Annotated in this window: 19 protein-coding genes; 15 read left to right on the top strand and 4 right to left on the bottom strand. The window is 37.7% G+C overall.

What is annotated here, in order from left to right:
* Positions 1–10 precede the first annotated feature (10 nt).
* The 13 genes from rpsE to KYH19_RS16165 all read left to right on the top strand — a co-directional run bounded on the left by rpsE (position 11) and on the right by KYH19_RS16165 (position 10,457).
* Positions 11–529 (top strand): 30S ribosomal protein S5, encoded by a 519-nt coding sequence (gene rpsE / locus KYH19_RS16225; protein ID WP_010599893.1) that lies wholly within the window; start codon positions 11–13, stop codon positions 527–529.
* Between the two features lie 4 nt (positions 530–533).
* Positions 534–713 (top strand): 50S ribosomal protein L30, encoded by a 180-nt coding sequence (gene rpmD, locus KYH19_RS16220; RefSeq protein ID WP_010599892.1) that lies wholly within the window; start codon positions 534–536, stop codon positions 711–713.
* 104 nt (positions 714–817) lie between these two features.
* A complete protein-coding gene (rplO, locus tag KYH19_RS16215; protein ID WP_121284590.1) occupies positions 818–1,264 on the top strand; it encodes a 50S ribosomal protein L15 in 447 nt (148 codons plus the stop codon).
* Between the two features lie 7 nt (positions 1,265–1,271).
* Positions 1,272–2,612, top strand: a complete 1,341-nt coding sequence (secY, locus tag KYH19_RS16210; RefSeq protein ID WP_219075865.1) for a preprotein translocase subunit SecY — start codon at positions 1,272–1,274, stop codon at positions 2,610–2,612.
* Between the two features lie 8 nt (positions 2,613–2,620).
* On the top strand, positions 2,621–3,406 hold the full coding sequence (gene map, locus KYH19_RS16205; RefSeq protein ID WP_219075864.1) for a type I methionyl aminopeptidase: 786 nt from the start codon (positions 2,621–2,623) through the stop codon (positions 3,404–3,406).
* A gap of 71 nt (positions 3,407–3,477) precedes the next feature.
* Positions 3,478–3,696, top strand: coding sequence for a translation initiation factor IF-1 (infA, locus tag KYH19_RS16200; protein WP_010599888.1), 219 nt, complete (start codon positions 3,478–3,480; stop codon positions 3,694–3,696).
* A 1-nt stretch (position 3,697) separates the two neighbouring features.
* Positions 3,698–3,814 (top strand): 50S ribosomal protein L36, encoded by a 117-nt coding sequence (gene rpmJ / locus KYH19_RS16195; protein ID WP_010599887.1) that lies wholly within the window; start codon positions 3,698–3,700, stop codon positions 3,812–3,814.
* A 68-nt stretch (positions 3,815–3,882) separates the two neighbouring features.
* The gene (gene rpsM, locus KYH19_RS16190; RefSeq protein ID WP_010599886.1) at positions 3,883–4,260 is read left to right on the top strand and encodes a 30S ribosomal protein S13; all 378 of its coding nucleotides are present in this window, start codon (positions 3,883–3,885) and stop codon (positions 4,258–4,260) included.
* A 152-nt stretch (positions 4,261–4,412) separates the two neighbouring features.
* A complete protein-coding gene (gene rpsK, locus KYH19_RS16185) occupies positions 4,413–4,802 on the top strand; it encodes a 30S ribosomal protein S11 (RefSeq protein ID WP_121283859.1) in 390 nt (129 codons plus the stop codon).
* Between the two features lie 61 nt (positions 4,803–4,863).
* Complete coding sequence (gene rpsD / locus KYH19_RS16180) at positions 4,864–5,472, top strand: 30S ribosomal protein S4 (protein WP_029278658.1); 609 nt, start codon at positions 4,864–4,866, stop codon at positions 5,470–5,472.
* An 85-nt stretch (positions 5,473–5,557) separates the two neighbouring features.
* The gene (locus tag KYH19_RS16175) at positions 5,558–6,550 is read left to right on the top strand and encodes a DNA-directed RNA polymerase subunit alpha (RefSeq protein WP_025145205.1); all 993 of its coding nucleotides are present in this window, start codon (positions 5,558–5,560) and stop codon (positions 6,548–6,550) included.
* A 94-nt stretch (positions 6,551–6,644) separates the two neighbouring features.
* Positions 6,645–7,169, top strand: a complete 525-nt coding sequence (gene rplQ, locus KYH19_RS16170; protein WP_219075863.1) for a 50S ribosomal protein L17 — start codon at positions 6,645–6,647, stop codon at positions 7,167–7,169.
* 318 nt (positions 7,170–7,487) lie between these two features.
* The gene (locus tag KYH19_RS16165) at positions 7,488–10,457 is read left to right on the top strand and encodes a glycoside hydrolase domain-containing protein (RefSeq protein WP_219075862.1); all 2,970 of its coding nucleotides are present in this window, start codon (positions 7,488–7,490) and stop codon (positions 10,455–10,457) included.
* 389 nt (positions 10,458–10,846) lie between these two features.
* On the opposite strand, the gene KYH19_RS16160 is transcribed toward KYH19_RS16165, so the two are convergent.
* Positions 10,847–11,479 (bottom strand): gluconate 2-dehydrogenase subunit 3 family protein, encoded by a 633-nt coding sequence (locus KYH19_RS16160; protein ID WP_219075861.1) that lies wholly within the window; start codon positions 11,477–11,479, stop codon positions 10,847–10,849.
* Between the two features lie 10 nt (positions 11,480–11,489).
* Positions 11,490–13,226 carry a GMC family oxidoreductase gene (locus KYH19_RS16155; protein ID WP_219075860.1) on the bottom strand — a complete coding sequence of 579 codons (1,737 nt, stop codon included), beginning with the start codon at positions 13,224–13,226 and terminating at the stop codon, positions 11,490–11,492.
* 294 nt (positions 13,227–13,520) lie between these two features.
* Between KYH19_RS16155 and KYH19_RS16150 the strand changes: the two genes are divergently transcribed.
* Complete coding sequence (locus KYH19_RS16150; protein WP_255562449.1) at positions 13,521–14,699, top strand: SAM-dependent methyltransferase; 1,179 nt, start codon at positions 13,521–13,523, stop codon at positions 14,697–14,699.
* Between the two features lie 185 nt (positions 14,700–14,884).
* Here KYH19_RS16150 and KYH19_RS16145 read toward each other — a convergent pair whose 3' ends face one another.
* Entirely contained in the window at positions 14,885–15,244 is a 360-nt protein-coding gene (locus KYH19_RS16145) for a DUF1304 domain-containing protein (protein ID WP_219075858.1), read from the bottom strand.
* A gap of 487 nt (positions 15,245–15,731) precedes the next feature.
* Between KYH19_RS16145 and dnaK the strand changes: the two genes are divergently transcribed.
* A complete protein-coding gene (gene dnaK, locus KYH19_RS16140) occupies positions 15,732–17,642 on the top strand; it encodes a molecular chaperone DnaK (RefSeq protein WP_219075857.1) in 1,911 nt (636 codons plus the stop codon).
* A 1,106-nt stretch (positions 17,643–18,748) separates the two neighbouring features.
* Here the strand turns inward: dnaK and KYH19_RS16135 are convergent.
* Entirely contained in the window at positions 18,749–19,648 is a 900-nt protein-coding gene (locus KYH19_RS16135) for a sugar phosphate nucleotidyltransferase (protein WP_219075856.1), read from the bottom strand.
* Positions 19,649–19,651: the final 3 nt, after the last annotated feature.

The raw sequence follows: 19,651 nt of genomic DNA, 5'->3' as shown, positions 1-19,651 counted from the left end.
AAAAAGTAAGATGTCAACTATTAATATAAAAAGAGTAAAAACCACCGATATCGAATTAAAGGATCGTTTGGTTAGTATACAACGCGTTGCCAAAGTAACCAAAGGTGGCCGTACTTTCAGCTTCTCAGCAATTGTTGTTGTAGGTGATGAAAACGGTGTTGTTGGTTTCGGTTTAGGTAAAGCGAAAGAGGTAACTGAAGCAATCGCTAAAGGTGTGGATGATGCTAAAAAGAATTTAGTAAAAGTTCCAATTTTAAACGGTACTGTTCCTCACGAGCAAATCGGTAAATTCTCAGGTGGTTTTGTTTTAATCAAACCAGCTGCAGTAGGTACCGGAGTAATTGCTGGTGGTGCGATGCGTGCGGTATTAGAGAGTGCTGGCGTGCATAACGTATTGGCAAAATCTAAAGGATCATCTAACCCACACAACGTGGTAAAAGCAACTGTTGATGCATTAACTAAAATGCGTGACGCTTATACAGTAGCTCAAACCCGTGGTATAGATTTAAACAAAGTATTTAACGGATAATATTATGGCTAAGATCAAAATAACACAAGTAAAAAGCGTTATCGACAGAAGCGAGCGCCAAAAAAGAACCGTTCAGGCTTTGGGTTTATCTAAAATGAACCAAAGTGTTGAGGTTGAAGCTACTCCACAAATTATCGGTATGGTTCGCAAAGTGAACCATTTGGTAGCAATCGAAGCAATCTAGTAAAAGTTTTAAAGGTAATATTGGGTAAAACCGGTATTACCTTTATATATGTTTAATCGTTGTACCTGTTTAGTGAAAGCGAAGGGCAACACAAATTCAAAAAAATGAATTTAAGTAATTTAAAACCTGCAGTAGGTTCTACAAAAAACAGCAAAAGAATTGGTCGTGGTACAGGTTCTGGTCGTGGCGGTACTTCAACTCGTGGTCACAAAGGTGCGGGTTCTCGTTCAGGTCACAAAACTAAAATCGGTTTTGAAGGTGGTCAAATGCCTTTACAACGTCGTGTGCCTAAAGTTGGTTTCAAACCAATCAACCGTACTGAGTATGTTGGTGTAAACTTAGATGTTTTACAAACTTTAGCTGAAAAACACAGCTTAACAACTATCGATTTTGCTGCTTTACAAGCACATGGTTTAGCTTCTAAAAACGACTTAGTTAAAATTTTAGGTCGTGGTGAAGTTAAAGCAAAGCTAGAAATTACAGCACATGCGTTCTCTGCAACCGCACAAAAAGCTATTGAAGCTGCAGGTGGTTCTATTGTAAAATTGTAATTATTAAATGAAGAAGCTATTTACTACTTTAAGTAATATCTGGAAAATTCAGGAATTAAAAGAGCGTATATTGTTTACGCTCTTAATTCTTTTGGTATACCGTTTCGTATCTCACGTGGTTTTACCAGGTGTAGATCCAACTGCTTTAGGCAATAACGAAAAATCAGGAATCTTAGGCTTACTAGATATGTTTGCCGGAGGTTCTTTCTCTCGTGTGTCTATTTTAGCATTGGGGGTAATGCCTTATATCTCTGCATCCATTGTGGTGCAACTATTAGGTATTGCTGTTCCTTCTTTCCAAAAAATGCAGAAAGAGGGCGAAAGTGGTAGAAAGAAAATGAACCAGATTACCCGTTACCTAACGGTAGCGATCACAATCGTTCAATCTGTTGGTTACGTTAAAACGCAAGTTCCTGCAGAAGCTATTTTATTGCCAAATACTTTATTTTTAGTGTTATCTACGTTTGTATTAACAGCAGGTACATTATTTGTAATGTGGTTAGGTGAAAAAATTACGGATAAAGGTATTGGTAACGGTACATCACTAATCATCATGGTTGGTATTATTGCCCGTTTACCAGTTGCAATATCTCAGGAATTTAGTGCACGTGTAGGCTCATCTAGTGAAGGTGGGGGTCCGGTTGCATTGGTTTTAGAGATTGTTGCTTTATTTGCAGTGGTAATGTTTACCATTTTAATTGTTCAAGGTGTACGTAAAGTACCTGTACAATACGCTAAAAAAATTGTTGGTAACCGCCAGTTTGGTGGTGTTCGTCAGTACATTCCTTTAAAGGTAAATGCTGCTGGTGTGATGCCGATCATTTTTGCTCAGGCGTTAATGTTTATTCCAGGTGCTTTAATGCAGTTTGTTCCTTCATTACAAGGTTCTTGGTTAATCCAGTTCAGCAACACAACTTCGTTGGCTTATAGCTTAACGTTCGCATTTTTAATTATCGCATTTACTTTCTTCTATACTGCCATTACAGTTAATCCAACTCAAATGAGTGATGATATGAAGAAAAACGGTGGTTTTATCCCAGGTATTAAGCCAGGTTTTGCAACATCAACTTTTATTGATGATGTAATTTCTAAAATCACTTTCCCAGGTGCGGTATTTTTAGCGATCATTGCTATTTTACCTTCTTTAGCGGTTAAGTTCGGTATTAAGCAAGAGTTTGCACACTTCTTTGGTGGTACTTCTTTATTGATTTTAGTTGGTGTTGTATTGGATACTTTACAGCAGATCGAAAGTTATTTATTGATGCGCCATTATGATGGTTTGATGAAAACGGGTAGAGTTACTGGCAGAACAGGAGTTCCTGCTGCAAGTAGCAACGTAGCGTTGTAGTGTAACGGATGTCTAAAATTTATTACAAATCTCTTGAGGAGATCGAGTTAATAAGAGAAAGTTCCATGCTTGTTTCTAAAACTTTAGCCGAAGTGGCCAAGGTGATAAAAGCAGGCATGACTACTATCCAGTTAGATAAACTAGCCTATGAGTTTATAAGTGATCACGGAGCGATTCCGGCATTTTTAAACTATAATGGTTTCCCCAATTCTTTATGTATTTCGCAAAACGAGCAGGTTGTTCATGGTTTTCCAAGTGAATACGTAATCCAGGAGGGCGACCTGATTTCAGTTGATTGTGGAGTAATTAAAAACAATTATTTTGGCGATTCGGCTTATACTTTCTCCATCGGGGAAATTGATGCAGAAAAACAGAAATTGATTGAGGTTACTAAACGTTGTCTGGAATTGGGTATAGAAAAAGCTGTTGTTGGTATGCGGATCGGTGATATCGGTTTCGCTGTTCAGCAATATGCAGAAGCTAACGGATTTGGCGTAGTAAGAGAACTTGTAGGACATGGTGTTGGTGTAAAACTTCATGAGAAGCCAGAAGTTCCGAATTATGGGAAACGTGGTGCAGGACCAAAACTTGAAGAAGGAATGGTAATTGCAATAGAACCCATGATCAATGCAGGCGTAGCCGGTGTTAAATTCCATAACGATGGATGGACGGTAACCAGTAAAGACAATAAACCATCGGCACATTTTGAACACACAATAGCCGTAAAAAAGGGCAAAGCAGATGTTTTATCAACGTTTTCTATAATAGAAGAAGTTTTACAACAAAAAAAATAAATAATTAAAATTTTTTATTTAATTTTGCAACCCTGTTTAGAAGCAGCTAATTAAGTAACAATCAATAAAATATGGCTAAACAAGCCTCAATTGAACAAGACGGAGTAATAAGAGAAGCATTATCCAATGCCATGTTCCGGGTAGAACTAGAGAACGGGCATGAGATTATTGCGCATATTTCAGGAAAGATGCGGATGCACTACATCAAGATTCTTCCTGGAGATAAGGTTAAATTGGAAATGTCTCCTTATGATTTAACAAAAGGACGCATTACTTATAGATACAAATAAAATGAAAGTTAGATCATCAATTAAAAAGCGTAGCGCTGATTGCAAGATTATTCGCCGTAAAGGAAAACTTTACGTAATCAACAAGAAAAATCCTAAATACAAGCAACGTCAAGGGTAATTAAGAATATTGTAATGAACCGCACAACGGTGGCCCGCCGTTCGGAGTTACGTAAAACATAAATAAATATGGCAAGGATTTCAGGTATTGATTTACCAAGAAACAAAAGAGGTGAGATCGGTTTAACCTATATCTACGGAATTGGTAGAACAACTGCTCAACGTATTTTAACTACGGCAGGTATCGATTTAAACAAAAAAGTACAAGACTGGTCTGATGATGAGTTATCAGCAATCCGTACAATGATTAACGATGAGATTAAAGTAGAAGGTGCTTTACGTTCAGAGGTTCAGTTAAACATCAAACGTTTAATGGATATTGGTTGTTACCGTGGTTTACGTCACAGAAAAGGTTTACCTTCTCGTGGTCAGCGTACTAAAAACAACTCACGTACTCGTAAGGGTAAGAGAAAAACAGTTGCTAACAAGAAAAAAGCTACTAAGTAATAGATAGATAGGAGAAGTGAGATTTTAGATATGAGCATCATGTCTTTAAAATCTGCTCAAATCTGGAATAAAAGATAAAAAGTAGGATACTGAGTATCGGGGTAGAGAAAGTCTCATATCTCAAGTCTCATATCTAAAATCTAAAAGATAAAATGGCTAAGAGTAAAAAAGTAACAAAAAAACGTATCGTTGTAATTGAGCCTGTTGGTCAGGCGCATATCAATGCTACCTTCAACAACATTATCGTTACCTTAACAAACAACAACGGACAGACTATTTCATGGTCTTCTGCTGGTAAAATGGGCTTTAAAGGTTCTAAAAAGAACACCCCTTATGCAGCTGGTCAAGCAGCTTCAGATTGCGGTAAAGTTGCGTTTGATCTAGGTTTACGTAAAGTTGAAGTATTTGTAAAAGGTCCGGGTTCAGGTCGTGAATCTGCAATCAGAACTTTGCAAGTAGCAGGTATTGAGGTAATGTCTATTAAAGATATCACTCCACTTCCTCACAACGGATGTCGTCCTCCTAAAAAGAGAAGAGTTTAATTAATTTTAAAGCTAAGAATCTCCAGCTTCAGGTTGGATGATACTTTAAAACAGAAAAAAAATGGCAAGATATACAGGCCCAAAATCAAAAATTGCACGTAAATTCAGAGAACCAATCTTCGGTCCTGATAAAGTGTTAGACAGAAAAAATTATCCTCCTGGGCAACATGGCTCATCAAAAAGAAGAGGAAAACAATCTGAATATGCTATCCAGTTAATGGAGAAACAAAAAGTAAAATATACTTATGGTGTATTGGAAAAACAATTCAGTAACTTGTTTAAAAAAGCATCTTCTCGTGCTGGTATTACCGGTGATAACTTACTTCAGTTATTAGAAGCACGTTTAGATAACACAGTTTACCGTTTAGGTATTTCAACAACCCGTTCTGGTGCACGCCAGTTAGTTAGCCATAAACACGTAACCGTGAATGGTGAAGTTGTAAATATCCCTTCATATCAGTTAAAAGCTGGTGACGTGGTTGCTGTTCGTGAAAAATCTAAATCTTTAGAATCAATTAGTAACTCAGTTGCAGGTAGAACTATTAATAAGTTTGCCTGGTTAGAATGGAATGCTGGTGAATTAACCGGTAAATTCTTAACCTACCCTCAACGTGATGAGATTCCTGAAAACATCAAGGAAAACTTAATCATCGAGTTATACTCAAAGTAATAAATGAGCTAGTTAATTACCTCAAAAGGGTAATTAACTTTTTTCATGTTACTATATATTCAATAACGAATTTAAAAAATTATAAATGGCAATTTTAGCATTTCAGAAACCAGACAAAGTGATCATGCAGAAATCAACTGATTTCGATGGCACATTTGAATTTCGTCCTTTAGAGCCCGGTTTCGGTGTAACAATTGGTAATGCCTTAAGAAGAATTTTACTTTCTTCATTAGAAGGTTATGCTATTACTACTATTCGTTTTTCAGGCGTTTCTCACGAATTTTCTACCATGAAAGGTGTTGTAGAAGATTTAACTGATATTATCTTAAACTTAAAACAAGTTCGTTTTAAGAAAACAGGTGATTCAGGTGATTCTGAAAAAGTTTTCATCATCGTTAATGGTCAAGATCAGTTCAAAGCTGGTGATATCACTAAGTTCTCTAACAACTTTACAGTTTTAAACCCTGAGCATGTAATTTGCAACATGGATAAATCTGTTACTTTGGAAGTGGAATTAACCATCAATAAAGGACGTGGTTATGTACCTGCTGAAGAAAATAAAGTTGCTGATGCTGTTGTAGGTGTAATCGCAATCGATTCGATTTATACTCCAATGAAAAATGTAAAATACACGATCGAAAACTTTCGTGTTGAGCAAAAAACGGATTATGAAAAATTGGTTTTAGATATCTCTACTGACGGTTCAATTCATCCTGAAGAAGCATTAAAAGAAGCGGCTAAGATCCTTATCCAACACTTTATGTTATTCTCTGATGAGAATTTAGTGTTAGAATCTCAGGCTAAAGAAGAAACTAAAGAAGTTGATGAGGAAATTTTACATATGCGTAAAATCCTTAAAACTGAATTGGTAGATATGGATCTTTCAGTTAGGGCATTAAACTGCTTAAAAGCTGCTGATATCCGTACTTTAGCTGATTTAGTTTCTTATGATGTTGCTGATATGTTAAAATTCAGAAACTTCGGTAAGAAATCTTTAACAGAGATCCAGGAATTAGTAAAATCAAAAGGTTTATCATTTGGTATGAACCTGTCTAAATTTAAATTAGACGAAGAATAAGCGCATGGCGCTTAGCGCTAAGCGAAATAAACTATTAGTTCACAGTGTATAATTCCCTCTGAGACAGAGACGGTATACACTTAATCAAAAAACAATGAGACACGGTAAAAAAGTAAACCACTTAGGTAGAACCGACAGCCACAGAAAAGCGATGTTAGCTAACATGGCTACATCACTTATTAAAGCAAAAAGAATTACTACAACTTTAGCTAAAGCTAAAGCTTTACGTACTTATGTTGAGCCATTAATCACTAAATCGAAAAATGACACTACTCACTCACGTCGTACAGTTTTCTCTTACCTACAGGATAAAGAAGTAATCACTATTTTGTTCCGCGAAATTGCTGAGAAAGTTGCAAACCGTCCAGGTGGTTATACTCGTATCATTAAATTAAACAATCGTCAGGGTGATAACGCTGAAATGGCTTTAATTGAATTGGTAGATTACAATACAGTTTACGGTAAAGATGTGGAAGTTAAAGAAGAGAAGAAAACAACTCGTCGTGGTAGAAGTAAAGCTACTGCTGCACCTAAAGCTGCTGAAGCGAAAGCTGAAATTGCCGAAGAAGTTGCTCCTGCTGAAGAAGCTCCTGCTACTGAAGAACCAAAAGGAGAATAATTTTATTCACCTTAAGTATACGAAAGTCCTGTTCGAAAGAGCAGGACTTTTTTTGTGCCCTTTTGTGCCGTCAGGTGTTACCATCTGGCGGTTGTAGTATTATTAATCGGATGAGATAAGGGGATTAAGTTTTCTGTCAGATGGTAAAATCTGACACCACTATGAATCTATGGAATGAACTCCATAGGCGACATGCTCTCAACTAATGAACCATTGACCAATAACTAATGAACTAACAAAGCAAACGTTTGTCTCATTTTTTCATTACATAGCTTTATTTCAGTCTGCTATACATAAATTAGCTAAAACAAATTTGAAATGAAATTCAGGCTTTTTCTACTGTTCTGTTTATTCGGGCAACTATCTATTTACGCGCAAACACTAAAATACACTAATGGCAACAATGCCTGGAACCCTGATTCGTTAGGTAACCATAGGGTTGTTGTTCAATTTGCTGGCACAGGTAAAATCGCGCATGCAAAAATTGATTGGCGAAGGAGGGATGAACATCCGGAATTAAAAGGAATTATCGTACAAGATGCCAATGGTAAAACTGTTTCGGTTGTGGGTTCGGATAAGCTGACTAGAGAAAGTGCTGATGTCTATTTCGAAGCTACCCGCCCTGGAAAATATTATGTGTATTACCTCGCTTATAAAAATGAGGGAAGAAGCAATTATCCCAAAGGTGTTTACATAAAACCTAAACAAATTGATCAGGGCTGGTTAAATAGGGCAAAACGGGTTAAAGTAAATACCGCTGTGATAGAGATCCAATCTATTGATGCTTTCAACTCTTTTTATCCAATGGAAGTAATTGCTACAGCCAAAGAAACATCGGCTATAAAAGCCAAGTATGCTTCGGAAGCTTTTGTCGTTTTTCCCGAAGACAGAATGTTTCCAATTAAAATGCAGAACGATTTACCTTATCGTTGGGTACAAAAGGGTGCTGCAAATACTTTTACAGGTTCAGCAAGTAAAGGCGAAAATTATGCTTTACAACTGGGTGTATTTGCTTTGAAGGATCTAAATAACCTAACAGTAAGCTTTGGGGATCTAAAAACCTCCACCGGAAAAGTAATCTCTTCGAAATATATCAACTGTTTAAATACGAATGGTTCCAGTTATGATAACAAAGCCTTGGTTGAAATGGTAAATGTAATGTCTGGTAAGATACAACCAATGTGGATCACAATTAATATCCCTAAAAATACGGATGCAGGTGTTTATGCCGGTAAATTTACGGTTAAAGCCAATGGGAAGTTTAAAGTAATTGATGTTAAAATTAAAGTTGATAATACAGTTTTACCTGATGCTGGTGTAGGAACGCCAAATAAACAGACCCGTTTAACATGGTTAAATTCTACTTTGGCACAGGCTAATACCGTAGTGGCTCCTTATAGGCCATTAACTGTTGAAGGTAATGTAATTTCTCTTTTGGGAAGGAAATTCGAAATCAATGCAGATGGTTTTCCTAAGCAGATCCAGACTTTCTTTAATGCTGAAATGACCGCTTATAGCGAAAAACCAAATAATATCCTGGCAGAACCGATTCACTTTCACTTTTTTAATACACCAAAAACGCAGGAGAAATTTGTACCAGGCAATTTCCAAATTATAAGCAAAGAAGCTGGAAAAGTAAAATGGTCGGCAACTAACACCTCTGAAAGCCTCAAAATGGATTTAGAAGGTGCTTTAGAGTTTGATGGTTATGTACATTATGTAGTTAAGGTTACCGCTTTAAAAGATGTAGAATTTAGCAATGTTGATTTTCATATTCCTTTTAATAAAGCTTCTACTAAATATTTGATGGGCTTGGGTGAAAAAGGTGGTATTAGACCCGATACCGTAAAATGGAAATGGGATGTAGCCAATAAAAACCAGGATGCCGTTTGGATTGGCAATGTAAATGCAGGCCTATATTACAATTTAAGAGATGAGAACTATGTTCGCCCGTTGAATACCAATTTCTACCTTCAGAAGCCTTTATTGTTGCCTAAATCGTGGGGTAATGGAGATAAAGGAGGGATCCAGATCAATGTAAAAGGAAGTTCGATGTTGGCCGATAACTTTACAGGTGCCAGAAGCATGAAAAAGGGGGACGTGCTTTATTATAATTTTAATTTACTGATCACACCGTTTCATTTACTTAACACAGATTTTCAATGGGATAACCGCTTTTATCATAAATATGGCGATTTAGATTCTATTAAATCGACAGGTGCAACAGTAGTGAATATTCACCATGCTACACCGATTAATCCATGGATCAACTATCCATTTATCGAATGGAAAAAGATGAAAGGTTATATTGATAACGCACATTCAAAAGGATTAAAAGTAAAAATTTATAACACCGTTCGAGAATTATCCAATCATGCTTATGAATGGCCTGCTTTAAGAAGTTTAGGTACCGAAGTATATTCTCCAGGTAAAGGTGGTGGTTTTAGCTGGTTACAGGAACATTTAGATTCGAACTATATTGCTGCCTGGTTTGTGCCTGAAATTAAAGATGCTGCTGTAATTAACAGTGGAATGAACCGTTGGCATAATTACTATGTAGAGGGCATGAACTGGCTGGTAAATAATGTTGGGATTGATGGGGTGTACTTAGACGATGTGGCCTTCGATCGTGTAACCATGAAGCGGATTAAACGTGTACTGACACAGAATAACCATCCGGGCATTATCGATCTGCATTCAGCAAATCAATACAATAAAAGTGATGGTTTTAACAATAGCGCCATTTTATATCTGGAGCATTTCCCTTACCTGAACCGTTTATGGTTTGGCGAATATTTTGATTACCAGAAAAACAATCCTGATTTCTTTTTAACCGAAGTAAGCGGTATTCCGTTCGGTTTAATGGGAGAGATGTTGCAGGATGATGGAAATCCTTGGCGTGGTATGATTTATGGCATGACAAGCCGTTTGGGCTGGTCTGACAAAAGTGATCCAAAACCACTTTGGAAAGCCTGGGATAATTTTGGCATAAAAGGATCTCAAATGATCGGTTACTGGAGTGAAAACTGTCCGGTTAAAACAGATAATCCTAAGGTATTGGCAACAGTTTATAAGCAAAAAGGTAAAACAATGATTGCTTTAGCCAGCTGGACAGAGAGCGATGTTAAGGTTAATTTAATTATTGATTGGCCTAAACTGGGTTTAGATGCGTCAAAAGTTAAGATAAGTGCCCCTGCAATTGATAAATTCCAAACCGGAGGGAATTATGCTGATGGGAAATCGATTCTGGTTGAAAAGGGAAAAGGTTTGATTTTGATAGTGGAATAGAGAGAAGCTATAGTCCCCGTTTGCAACGGGGATTATTGAGATACACATTTGTAATGTGTATTTATAATTAAGATCGATACAATCGATCTTCTCGTTTATCCTCGTTACAAACGAGGACAATGTTGAGTCTTTATTGCAATAAATAAAAGAAGTCAAGTTTTAAAAACTTGACTTCTTTGGTATATGATTATATTTTCCATGTACCGTGGTTCAAGTCTTCACGAGCCACGTAATTCTGTTAAAAATAATACTTTACCTTCATTTCGAGCGGACCCGATAGCATCGGGTACAACTTAGTAGAGAACCCGAAGGCTCTGCGAAGCAAAATCTTTCTAGATAGATCTCTCCATTACGCTGTGCTCCAGTCGAGATGACGATTTTTTTAGAAATTATACCTTCACATTTTCCATACTGTACTGCTTCAGTACATCGGCAGGAACGCCAGCCCATTGGTTTGGCGCATTACCCACATAGCCAATGTCTTTTACGCCCATTTCTGTAGTGTAAAAACCTGATGCCGTTAAATTTCTCATTCTATTGAAAAAAGTTACCCCTGCCTGCATTTCTGGCCTGGCTTTTTTAGGATAGGCAATCTCATCTACAATCGAGATCTGCTGATCTGCAGAAGCTTCAACAAAAGGTTTCTGGAATTTATTAAAACAATACACATCCAGCCATTTCAGGCCGCCTCGCATAGGTACTTTATGTTCAGGAATATCTTTTACTATAAATTCGATAAACTCTGGCACTTTGGCATCAGATGCACTGCCCGAAACCTCGTCTTTAGGAATAATGATATCGGCTAGGACCGTAATCGTAGCCATTTCATGTTTAGTGAAAAAGGTTTCTAATTTCAGATTTTTATCGCGGTCTAATTCCCATTGCTCCCTTCCTGCTTCTTTTGTGCTTTCTTCTGGTGCGGCAACTTCGGTTTTTGTTTCGGGCTGCTTACAGGCATCAAGCAGCACGCTTGTGCTTATTGCTGTTAAACCTAATGCTTTTAGTGAATCACGTCTGTTCATATGGTAATTCTTAAATATTCTGTTTTTTCTTTTGAGCTAAAATATATTCTGCAGTACGCATCGAAAGGGCTAAAATCGTCCAGGTGGCATTTTTGTCACCCTGTTGCACAAATGGCCCGGCATCTACCACAAATAGATTCTTACAGTCGTGTGCCTGGCAGTATTTATTTAGCGCCGATTTTTTAGGGTCATCGCCCATGCGGATGGTACCCACTTCATGGATGATTTTTCCTGGGTTGAGTAAACCATAATTGGTATCTGCTCCCTGAATCTCGGAAGTTACTACTGCACCCATTTCCTTCATAATAGAAAGAAAGGTTTCCTGCATGTGTTTAGCCTGTAGAATTTCATCTTTGTCCCATTTGTAGTTAAATCTTAAAACAGGGATACCGTATTTATCTACTGTGTTCGGGTCTATTTCGCAATAGTTGCTTTCTCTGGCAATTGCGGTACCACGTCCAGCCATGCCAACACCGGTTCCATAAAACCGGCGATAATCATCCTTTAATGATTTTCCATAACCTCCGGCTTCTTTCATTTTACCATCTCTGCCCGGCACCATTCCGTTCATTTGAGCCACACCACCACCAAAACCGTAAGCAGGCATGCCCATTCCGCCCCAATATTCGATGTGGTAACCACGTGGGAAATTCAACTTTCTGTTGTCTAACCACCATGGCGAATAAATGTGCACACTGCCTACACCATCTTCATTATAACGTTTCCTATCCATTAATTGTGGCAGAAATCCTGAAACACTTGCGCCTGTAGAATCGTGCAGGTATTTCCCAACCACTCCACTGCTGTTTGCCAAGCCATTTGGATGTGAAGTTGATTTTGAATTCAATAAGATACGTGCTGATTCGCATGCACTGGCGCCTAAAATAACCAGTTTGCCGTTAACCTGATATTCTTGCAAATCTTTACGGTTTACATAAGAAACACCTTTAGCCGTACCATCCTTATCCGTAATCACTTCGCGTACCATCGCATCTGTAATCACAGTCAGGTTTCCTGTTTTTACTGCAGGGTTTACCAAACATGATGAGGATGAAAAATCGCCATACACTTTACAGCTTCTGCCGCATTGGCCACAATAAAAACAAGGTGCACGATCATTGTTATTCGGTAAAGCTTCTGTTAATACAGAGCCGCGACCGGTAATTACCTTTACCCCGGCTTTTTCTGCTCCTTTTTTGATAAAAAGCTCATTTAACCTTGGTTTAGGCGGTTTCATAAAGATGCCATCAGGTTCATTTTCTAAACCTTCAGCTGTTCCATAGATACCGATCATGCGATCAACTTTATCGTAAAATGGTTTTACATCGGCATAGGTTATCGGCCAGGCATCTGTTAAACTATCTTTAGGTTTAAAATCGTCAGGACCCATCCGCAAAGAAATCCTTCCCCAGTGATTGGTACGGCCACCGAGCATGCGCGAACGGAACCATTCGAATTCACTTTTATTTTTCTGTGTATAAGGCTCACCTTCTAATTCCCATCCCCCGTAAGAAGCATCAAAATCACCAAATGGACGAACGGTACCTGCCCCACGGCGTGGCGACTCCCATGGCCATTTTAATTGATGTGAATCTAATCGCGGATCGAAATTTTGACCAGCCTCGAGCAATAAAACCTTTTGACCAGCATGCGCCAGAACATAGGCTGCCATCCCGCCACCAGCTCCTGAGCCAACAACAATGGCATCATAAACAGTAGGCGATTTTTTTATCTGAAAGTCACTCATGTATTGTGATTAGCTATTTAAATATCCTAATCTAGAATTTAATTTTCTGAAAAAAAAACGTTGCGCTACTTTGGAATCAATATAGATAATGATGCCCTTTGCGTTTCTAAATCGTATTATGTTATTCATTTATTTAAATCAATTCCAACGATTTTTCTGGTTGAAAATGGCAGTCCATATTACATTTTACCTCTTCCGTGATTTTATAAGGTCGCTCTATTGTTACATTATCATAGGTATGTGCCGCTCCAAATAAACTTGATTATCTTTGTGTTTTAAATATAAATGCCAGTGTTGGAATATATAGAACAATTAATCACAGCTTTAAAAGAAAGCCTGAATGCAGCAACATTTGTAAAAGTTTCCCTGGGGAACTACAAAGGAGCAGAGGAAGCCTTAAAACAATTGCTGATCCGTAAGGTGGTGATCAAACGCGAAGACAAACTGGCTTTTACCTATCGTTATAAAACACGCGACGTGGTAAAAAACTATGCTATTGATGAGGCAATCGATTTAATTGCGGGTTATCTGGAGAATGGATTTAAAATAGCTACGCTGTTTACCACAGAAAATGACCTGATATTGGAAGAACTGAACAATGGAAAAATTGTATTGAGGAAAGGTAAAGCATCAAGTGAGGCAGCGCCATCAGCCTATCATGACAAAGAAAAAACCAGGTTGATCAAACCTGACTCGAAATCATATTTAACTGAATTAAAGATTACCGACGCGGACGGTAAGGTTTTTAAAAATGCACAGGATAAATTCAGGCAGATTAACCATTACATTGAAATTTTAAGTTCTTTAATAAAAGAACTGCCAGAAGGAACCATTAAAAAGGTAGCTGATATGGGCTCGGGTAAAGGTTATTTAACTTTTGCACTATACGATTACCTGCATTCGGTTTTAAAATTGGAAAGCGAGGTGATAGGAGTAGAGTACCGTCAGGATATGGTTGACTTGTGTAATCAGGTTGCTGTTAAATCTGCTTTCGATAGATTGAATTTTGTACAGGGAACTATTGAAGATTATCAAGCTGAGGATGTAAACCTTTTAATTGCATTACATGCCTGCGATACAGCAACCGATGATGCCATTTATAAAGGGATTAAAGCGGATGCCGAACTGATTGTGGTTGCACCATGTTGCCATAAACAGATCCGCAGGGAAATAGAGAAAAGCAAAGTGAAAAACGATGTTTCTTTTTTAACCAAATACGGGATCTTTTTAGAACGTCAGGCCGAAATGGTTACGGATGGAATAAGGGCTTTGATTTTAGAGTATTTCGGTTATAAAACAAAGGTTTTCGAATTTATTTCCGATGCACACACGCCAAAAAATGTGCTTGTAGTGGGGGTAAAGGGCAAGGCGCATAGCGCAGAGCGAAAAGCGGAGATTTTACTGAAAATTAAAGCAAGCAAGGAATATTTTGGGATTGGTTACCATCATTTGGAACGGTTGCTGGAGTTGTAGATTTTAATGCGGCCGTCATGCTGAATTTATTTCAGCATCCTTAACGATAAGATCCTGAAACAAGTTCAGGGTGATGATCGACTTGTTAAGTTGATCACTAAGAGCGGATAGCTTATGCATATAATATTAATGGCGCCAGGAATTTACCATGTTGGTTGGTGTGACACCAACCAATAGAATGGAGCCTACAGATGCAATAAAATTAATGCGATTAATGCAGGTATTGACTGGACGTAAAGGATTTTTTTACTGGCTGTAGCGGCGCCATAAATGCCTGCAATAATTACGCAGGTTAAAAAGAATATCGCCACGTAAATTTTCCATTGATGATCGCTAATACATAACGACCAGATTAAACCCGCTGCTAAAAAGCCATTATACAAGCCCTGATTGGCAGCCAAAGTTTTTGTCGGTACGAATAAATCTTTCGGGATGGTTTTAAAAACTTTTGGTGCTTTGGTAGTCCAGGCAAACATTTCAAGCCAAAGGATGTAGATGTGGATCAAGGCGACTAAGCCGATTACGATTTGTGCTGCTATTTGCATTTTTTTTGGCGATTATAAGGATTTTTAGGTAATTAAAAAGATTTAAATGATTGCACGATTGATTGTAATTTAAAGATATAAAACTTTAAGGGCATTTAGACGATCACTTACTATTTCTGCTTGTGTTTTTATCACCGAAGCGCAAAAACGCTGTTCAATAAACCCGATAATAGCGAACACGAGTGAAACGAAGTAAAGCGATTAGCGGGGCAGGTGCTCCCGACGAGATTCGAACGCTCATTTTCAAATTACTTTAAAGAACTTCTCTTTAAGTTTTAGTCTTTATGCCTTTTCCTTTTGTCTTTACCCTTCCATCTTCCATACCACATCATCCATCATTTTCTGTCATGCTGTCAGTAAACTATAGCCTCTTTTTTTACATTTTAACAGTCTTTTACCCATATTTTCTGCCAAAACCCAATTGGCACAAGCATTGTTTAATAGGAGTAGAAATTATAATACTTTAAAAAGAGAAATTAAAAATACAATGGGAAAAATTATTGGAATAGACTTAGGAACAACAAACTCTTGCGTGAGCGTAATGGAGGGCAACGAGCCTGTAGTTATCGCAAACAGTGAGGGTAAACGTACTACACCGTCTATTGTTGCTTTTGCAGAAAACGGTGAGCGTAAGGTTGGCGAGCCTGCTAAACGTCAGGCTATAACCAACCCAACAAAAACGATATATTCGATTAAACGCTTTATGGGTAACAGCTACGACGAAAGTGCGAAAGAAGCTGGGCGTGTACCTTATAAAGTGGTTAAAGGTGATAACAATACACCACGTGTTGAAATCGACGACAGAAAATATACTCCACAAGAGATTTCTGCAATGATTTTGCAGAAAATGAAAAAAACTGCTGAAGATTTCTTGGGTCAGGAAGTTACAGAAGCCGTAATTACGGTACCAGCTTATTTTAATGATGCACAACGTCAGGCGACTAAAGAAGCTGGCGAAATTGCAGGTTTAACTGTTAAACGTATCATTAACGAGCCTACTGCAGCTGCTTTAGCTTATGGTTTAGATAAAGCACACAAAGACATGAAAATTGTTGTGTTTGACTGTGGTGGTGGTACACATGACGTTTCTGTATTGGAATTAGGTGATGGTGTTTTCGAAGTAAAATCTACTGATGGTGATACTCACTTAGGTGGTGATGACTTTGACCACATTATTATTGATTGGTTAACTGCAGAATTCAAAGCTGAAAACAGCATGGATTTAGCTAAAGACCCAATGGCTTTACAACGTTTAAAAGAAGCTGCTGAGAAAGCTAAAATCGAGTTATCAAGCACAACTTCAACTGAAATTAACTTACCATACATTACTGCTGATGCTAGTGGCCCTAAACACTTGGTACGTACATTATCTCGTGCTAAATTTGAGCAATTGGCTGATAGCTTAATCAAACGGACTATCGATCCTTGTAAATCTGCTTTGAAAAATGCTGGTTTAAGCACAAGTGATATCGACGAAATTATTTTGGTAGGTGGTTCAACCCGTATCCCTGCAATCCAGGAAGCGGTTAAAGCTTTCTTCGGTAAAGAGCCAAGTAAAGGTGTTAACCCTGATGAGGTTGTAGCGATTGGTGCTGCTATTCAAGGTGGTGTGTTAACTGGTGATGTGAAAGATGTATTGTTATTAGACGTTACGCCTTTATCACTAGGTATCGAAACTATGGGTGGTGTAATGACTAAATTAATTGAGTCTAACACAACTATCCCAACTAAAAAATCGGAAACTTTCTCAACTGCAGCTGATAACCAGCCTTCAGTAGAAATCCATATTTTACAAGGTGAGCGCCCAATGGCTGGTCAGAACCGTACAATTGGCCGTTTTATTTTAGATGGTATTCCACCAGCACCTCGTGGTGTGCCTCAGGTAGAAGTATCGTTCGATATTGATGCCAACGGTATTTTACACGTAAGTGCTAAAGATAAAGCGACTGGTAAAGAGCAAAAAATCCGTATCGAAGCATCTTCAGGTTTAACTGATGCTGAGATCAAAAAAATGAAAGAAGAAGCTGAAGCTAATGCAGCAGATGATGCTAAGCAAAAAGAAGAAGCTGATAAAATCAACGGAGCTGATGCTTTAATTTTCTCAACTGAGAAACAATTAAAAGAGTTTGGTGATAAATTATCTGCAGATAAAAAAGCGCCAATCGAAGCTGGTTTAGAGAAATTAAAAGCAGCGCATTTATCACGTAACTTCGCAGACATCGATGCAGCATCTGCAGAATTGCAAAATGCATGGAACGTTGCTTCTGAGGAAATGTATAAAGATGGCGGTCAGCCTCAAGGTGGTGAACAACCACAAGCTGATGGTCAACCTCAAGGTGGTGGCGATAATGTTACTGACGTTGATTTTGAAGAAGTAAAAGAAGACGATAAGAAATAGTGTCTTAAAGTCAGAAAGTCTAAGGTCCGTAAAGTCCGAAGATTTAAATATAGAAAGCGTTCCGGTGTAAAATCGGAGCGCTTTTTTTATGGGCTAAATCTCGCAGGGTGTCAAAAGGGCTTATATGTTCTTATATGTCTTATATAGTTCAAAATATTTTGGAAATGAATGTTCCGGTGCTTTTCGGGAACTGCAGTCCCGCCATTCACTACAATCTTTTTAAATTTCTGTCATGCTGAGGCACGAAGCATCTTTTCCATCTGTTGCAATTGCTTTGTATTAAGGCCACACTTCAAAAAGTATTTTCGCTGCTTTCGGGTTTATGGAGGAGGGCTTGTTGTTTATGGCAGGTGTTTAAGCCTCGCAGATTTTCAAAACATGTGAAGGTTTGGAAAAGTACTTATATGACCTTAAATGTCTTATATGATCATAACCTGGTAGTTAATTTACTCAATATAAAAACAATTCGCTCAGTGAAAAAACCATAAAACAAACAATTGATCAATAGTCCAAAGAAGAAAATAGGACCATTCATAAATTGAAAAAACAAAGTATGTGTAGGGAAACGGAAAATATAATATGCTTTAGCTATTGCTTGTACAGTTGAGCTGTTTCCATCGGCCCCTTCATCAACCAATCCAGATGCAATGAATGTTATGAAAGTAAAAAGGACAAAAAGGAACGAAGCGGAAATAAAAAGCCAGACTTTAAAATTATTGATTCTCATGTTCTTCTCTTTGTTTGGCGTATTGCACCGCAAGCTACTATTAGACTTATTAAATGAAAACGTATTTGGCACAAAAGGAAGCCATAAGCCAGTGTTTGTTGTAAAGGTAGGCCTATTTCTTCGCTGAGTTGTCGAAACGGGTTTTATAAAAAGGTAATCAGCATAGGTAAAATCAAGATAATCAGCGATTGGTGTGAGGTTATTTGCAATAGCTTGTGGCGATTTAAATACCAGATTATTGATATTTTGAAGAATATTTCTTTTCTTCTACTTATGGAGAAAGCAAATAGGTACGGTTAATTAAACCCGTACCTATTTGTATAATTTTTGTATTTTCTTTAGGGTATCCTTAGTCTTTTAAAGCTTCAGAATCTAAAATTTAATTCCAAAGTTTTTCCGGATATGTTCCGTTTTTAACCAATTGGTCAATACTATCCTGAACATAAGGCTTGTCTTCTTTGTAAGTTACACCGAACCATTTGTTTGAGGTTGGTACTACTTTAAAGGTTGCTGTATTGCTTTTTACCAGGTTTTCGCCAATTAATGGAATAAAAAATTCTGCCTTAGGTTTATCTTTGTTCGCCTGCACAAATTCTCTAAAAAGATCTTCTGTAATTTTGAATACTGCCGGTGTAAAACCCCAGAAATTCATCGATACAGGCGTTTCAAAGGCCAATGGGAATTCTTCGCCATTTTCTTCGTAAAAGATACTACCGTCTTTAGGATAAACTTTTGTGCGTTCTATAATTTCTTCCAGGTTACCGGCTGCATCTACTTTACAAACACCGCGGGAAACAGCGCCAAACTCAGATAAAGTTTTGCCAATTTCATAACCAATAATTGAATAATTGCTATCCGTCACTTCCGTGGTTAAGAAATCAACCATTTTTTTAAAGGCATCGAAACCATAATAATCATCCGCGTTAATTACGCAAAATGGTTCTTTAACTACGTTTCTGCCCGATAGGATTGCGTGTGCAGTACCCCAAGGTTTTTCTCTATAAATTTCTTCTTCTATTCCGAACTGTTTTAAATCGAAATTTTGGAAAACATAATCTGTTCCTATTCTTCCTGCAAGTTTAGGTTCAAAAATAGCTTTAAAGTTATCTACAAACTCTTCTTTAATGATAAATACAACTTTACCAAAGCCAGCATTAATTGCATCATATATTGAATAATCGATAATCGTTTCGCCATTTGGACCAAAACCATCAATCTGCTTCATACTTCCATAACGGCTTGCCATACCGGCTGCCAATATTAATAAGGTGGGTTTCATTTA

The sequence above is a fragment of the Pedobacter sp. D749 genome (genome assembly GCF_019317285.1).
Taxonomy (GTDB): domain Bacteria; phylum Bacteroidota; class Bacteroidia; order Sphingobacteriales; family Sphingobacteriaceae; genus Pedobacter.
This window is presented reverse-complemented; position numbering and strand designations above follow the sequence as displayed.

Bases quoted from the DNA above. Each gene is read 5' to 3' on its own strand.
- rpsE (WP_010599893.1), top strand. From the start codon at position 11: ATGTCAACTATTAATATAAAAAGAGTAAAAACCACCGATATCGAATTA.
- rpmD (WP_010599892.1), top strand. From the start codon at position 534: ATGGCTAAGATCAAAATAACACAAGTAAAAAGCGTTATCGACAGAAGC.
- rplO (WP_121284590.1), top strand. From the start codon at position 818: ATGAATTTAAGTAATTTAAAACCTGCAGTAGGTTCTACAAAAAACAGC.
- secY (WP_219075865.1), top strand. From the start codon at position 1,272: ATGAAGAAGCTATTTACTACTTTAAGTAATATCTGGAAAATTCAGGAA.
- map (WP_219075864.1), top strand. From the start codon at position 2,621: ATGTCTAAAATTTATTACAAATCTCTTGAGGAGATCGAGTTAATAAGA.
- infA (WP_010599888.1), top strand. From the start codon at position 3,478: ATGGCTAAACAAGCCTCAATTGAACAAGACGGAGTAATAAGAGAAGCA.
- rpmJ (WP_010599887.1), top strand. From the start codon at position 3,698: ATGAAAGTTAGATCATCAATTAAAAAGCGTAGCGCTGATTGCAAGATT.
- rpsM (WP_010599886.1), top strand. From the start codon at position 3,883: ATGGCAAGGATTTCAGGTATTGATTTACCAAGAAACAAAAGAGGTGAG.
- rpsK (WP_121283859.1), top strand. From the start codon at position 4,413: ATGGCTAAGAGTAAAAAAGTAACAAAAAAACGTATCGTTGTAATTGAG.
- rpsD (WP_029278658.1), top strand. From the start codon at position 4,864: ATGGCAAGATATACAGGCCCAAAATCAAAAATTGCACGTAAATTCAGA.
- KYH19_RS16175 (WP_025145205.1), top strand. From the start codon at position 5,558: ATGGCAATTTTAGCATTTCAGAAACCAGACAAAGTGATCATGCAGAAA.
- rplQ (WP_219075863.1), top strand. From the start codon at position 6,645: ATGAGACACGGTAAAAAAGTAAACCACTTAGGTAGAACCGACAGCCAC.
- KYH19_RS16165 (WP_219075862.1), top strand. From the start codon at position 7,488: ATGAAATTCAGGCTTTTTCTACTGTTCTGTTTATTCGGGCAACTATCT.
- KYH19_RS16160 (WP_219075861.1), bottom strand. From the start codon at position 11,479: ATGAACAGACGTGATTCACTAAAAGCATTAGGTTTAACAGCAATAAGC.
- KYH19_RS16155 (WP_219075860.1), bottom strand. From the start codon at position 13,226: ATGAGTGACTTTCAGATAAAAAAATCGCCTACTGTTTATGATGCCATT.
- KYH19_RS16145 (WP_219075858.1), bottom strand. From the start codon at position 15,244: ATGCAAATAGCAGCACAAATCGTAATCGGCTTAGTCGCCTTGATCCAC.
- dnaK (WP_219075857.1), top strand. From the start codon at position 15,732: ATGGGAAAAATTATTGGAATAGACTTAGGAACAACAAACTCTTGCGTG.
- KYH19_RS16135 (WP_219075856.1), bottom strand. From the start codon at position 19,648: ATGAAACCCACCTTATTAATATTGGCAGCCGGTATGGCAAGCCGTTAT.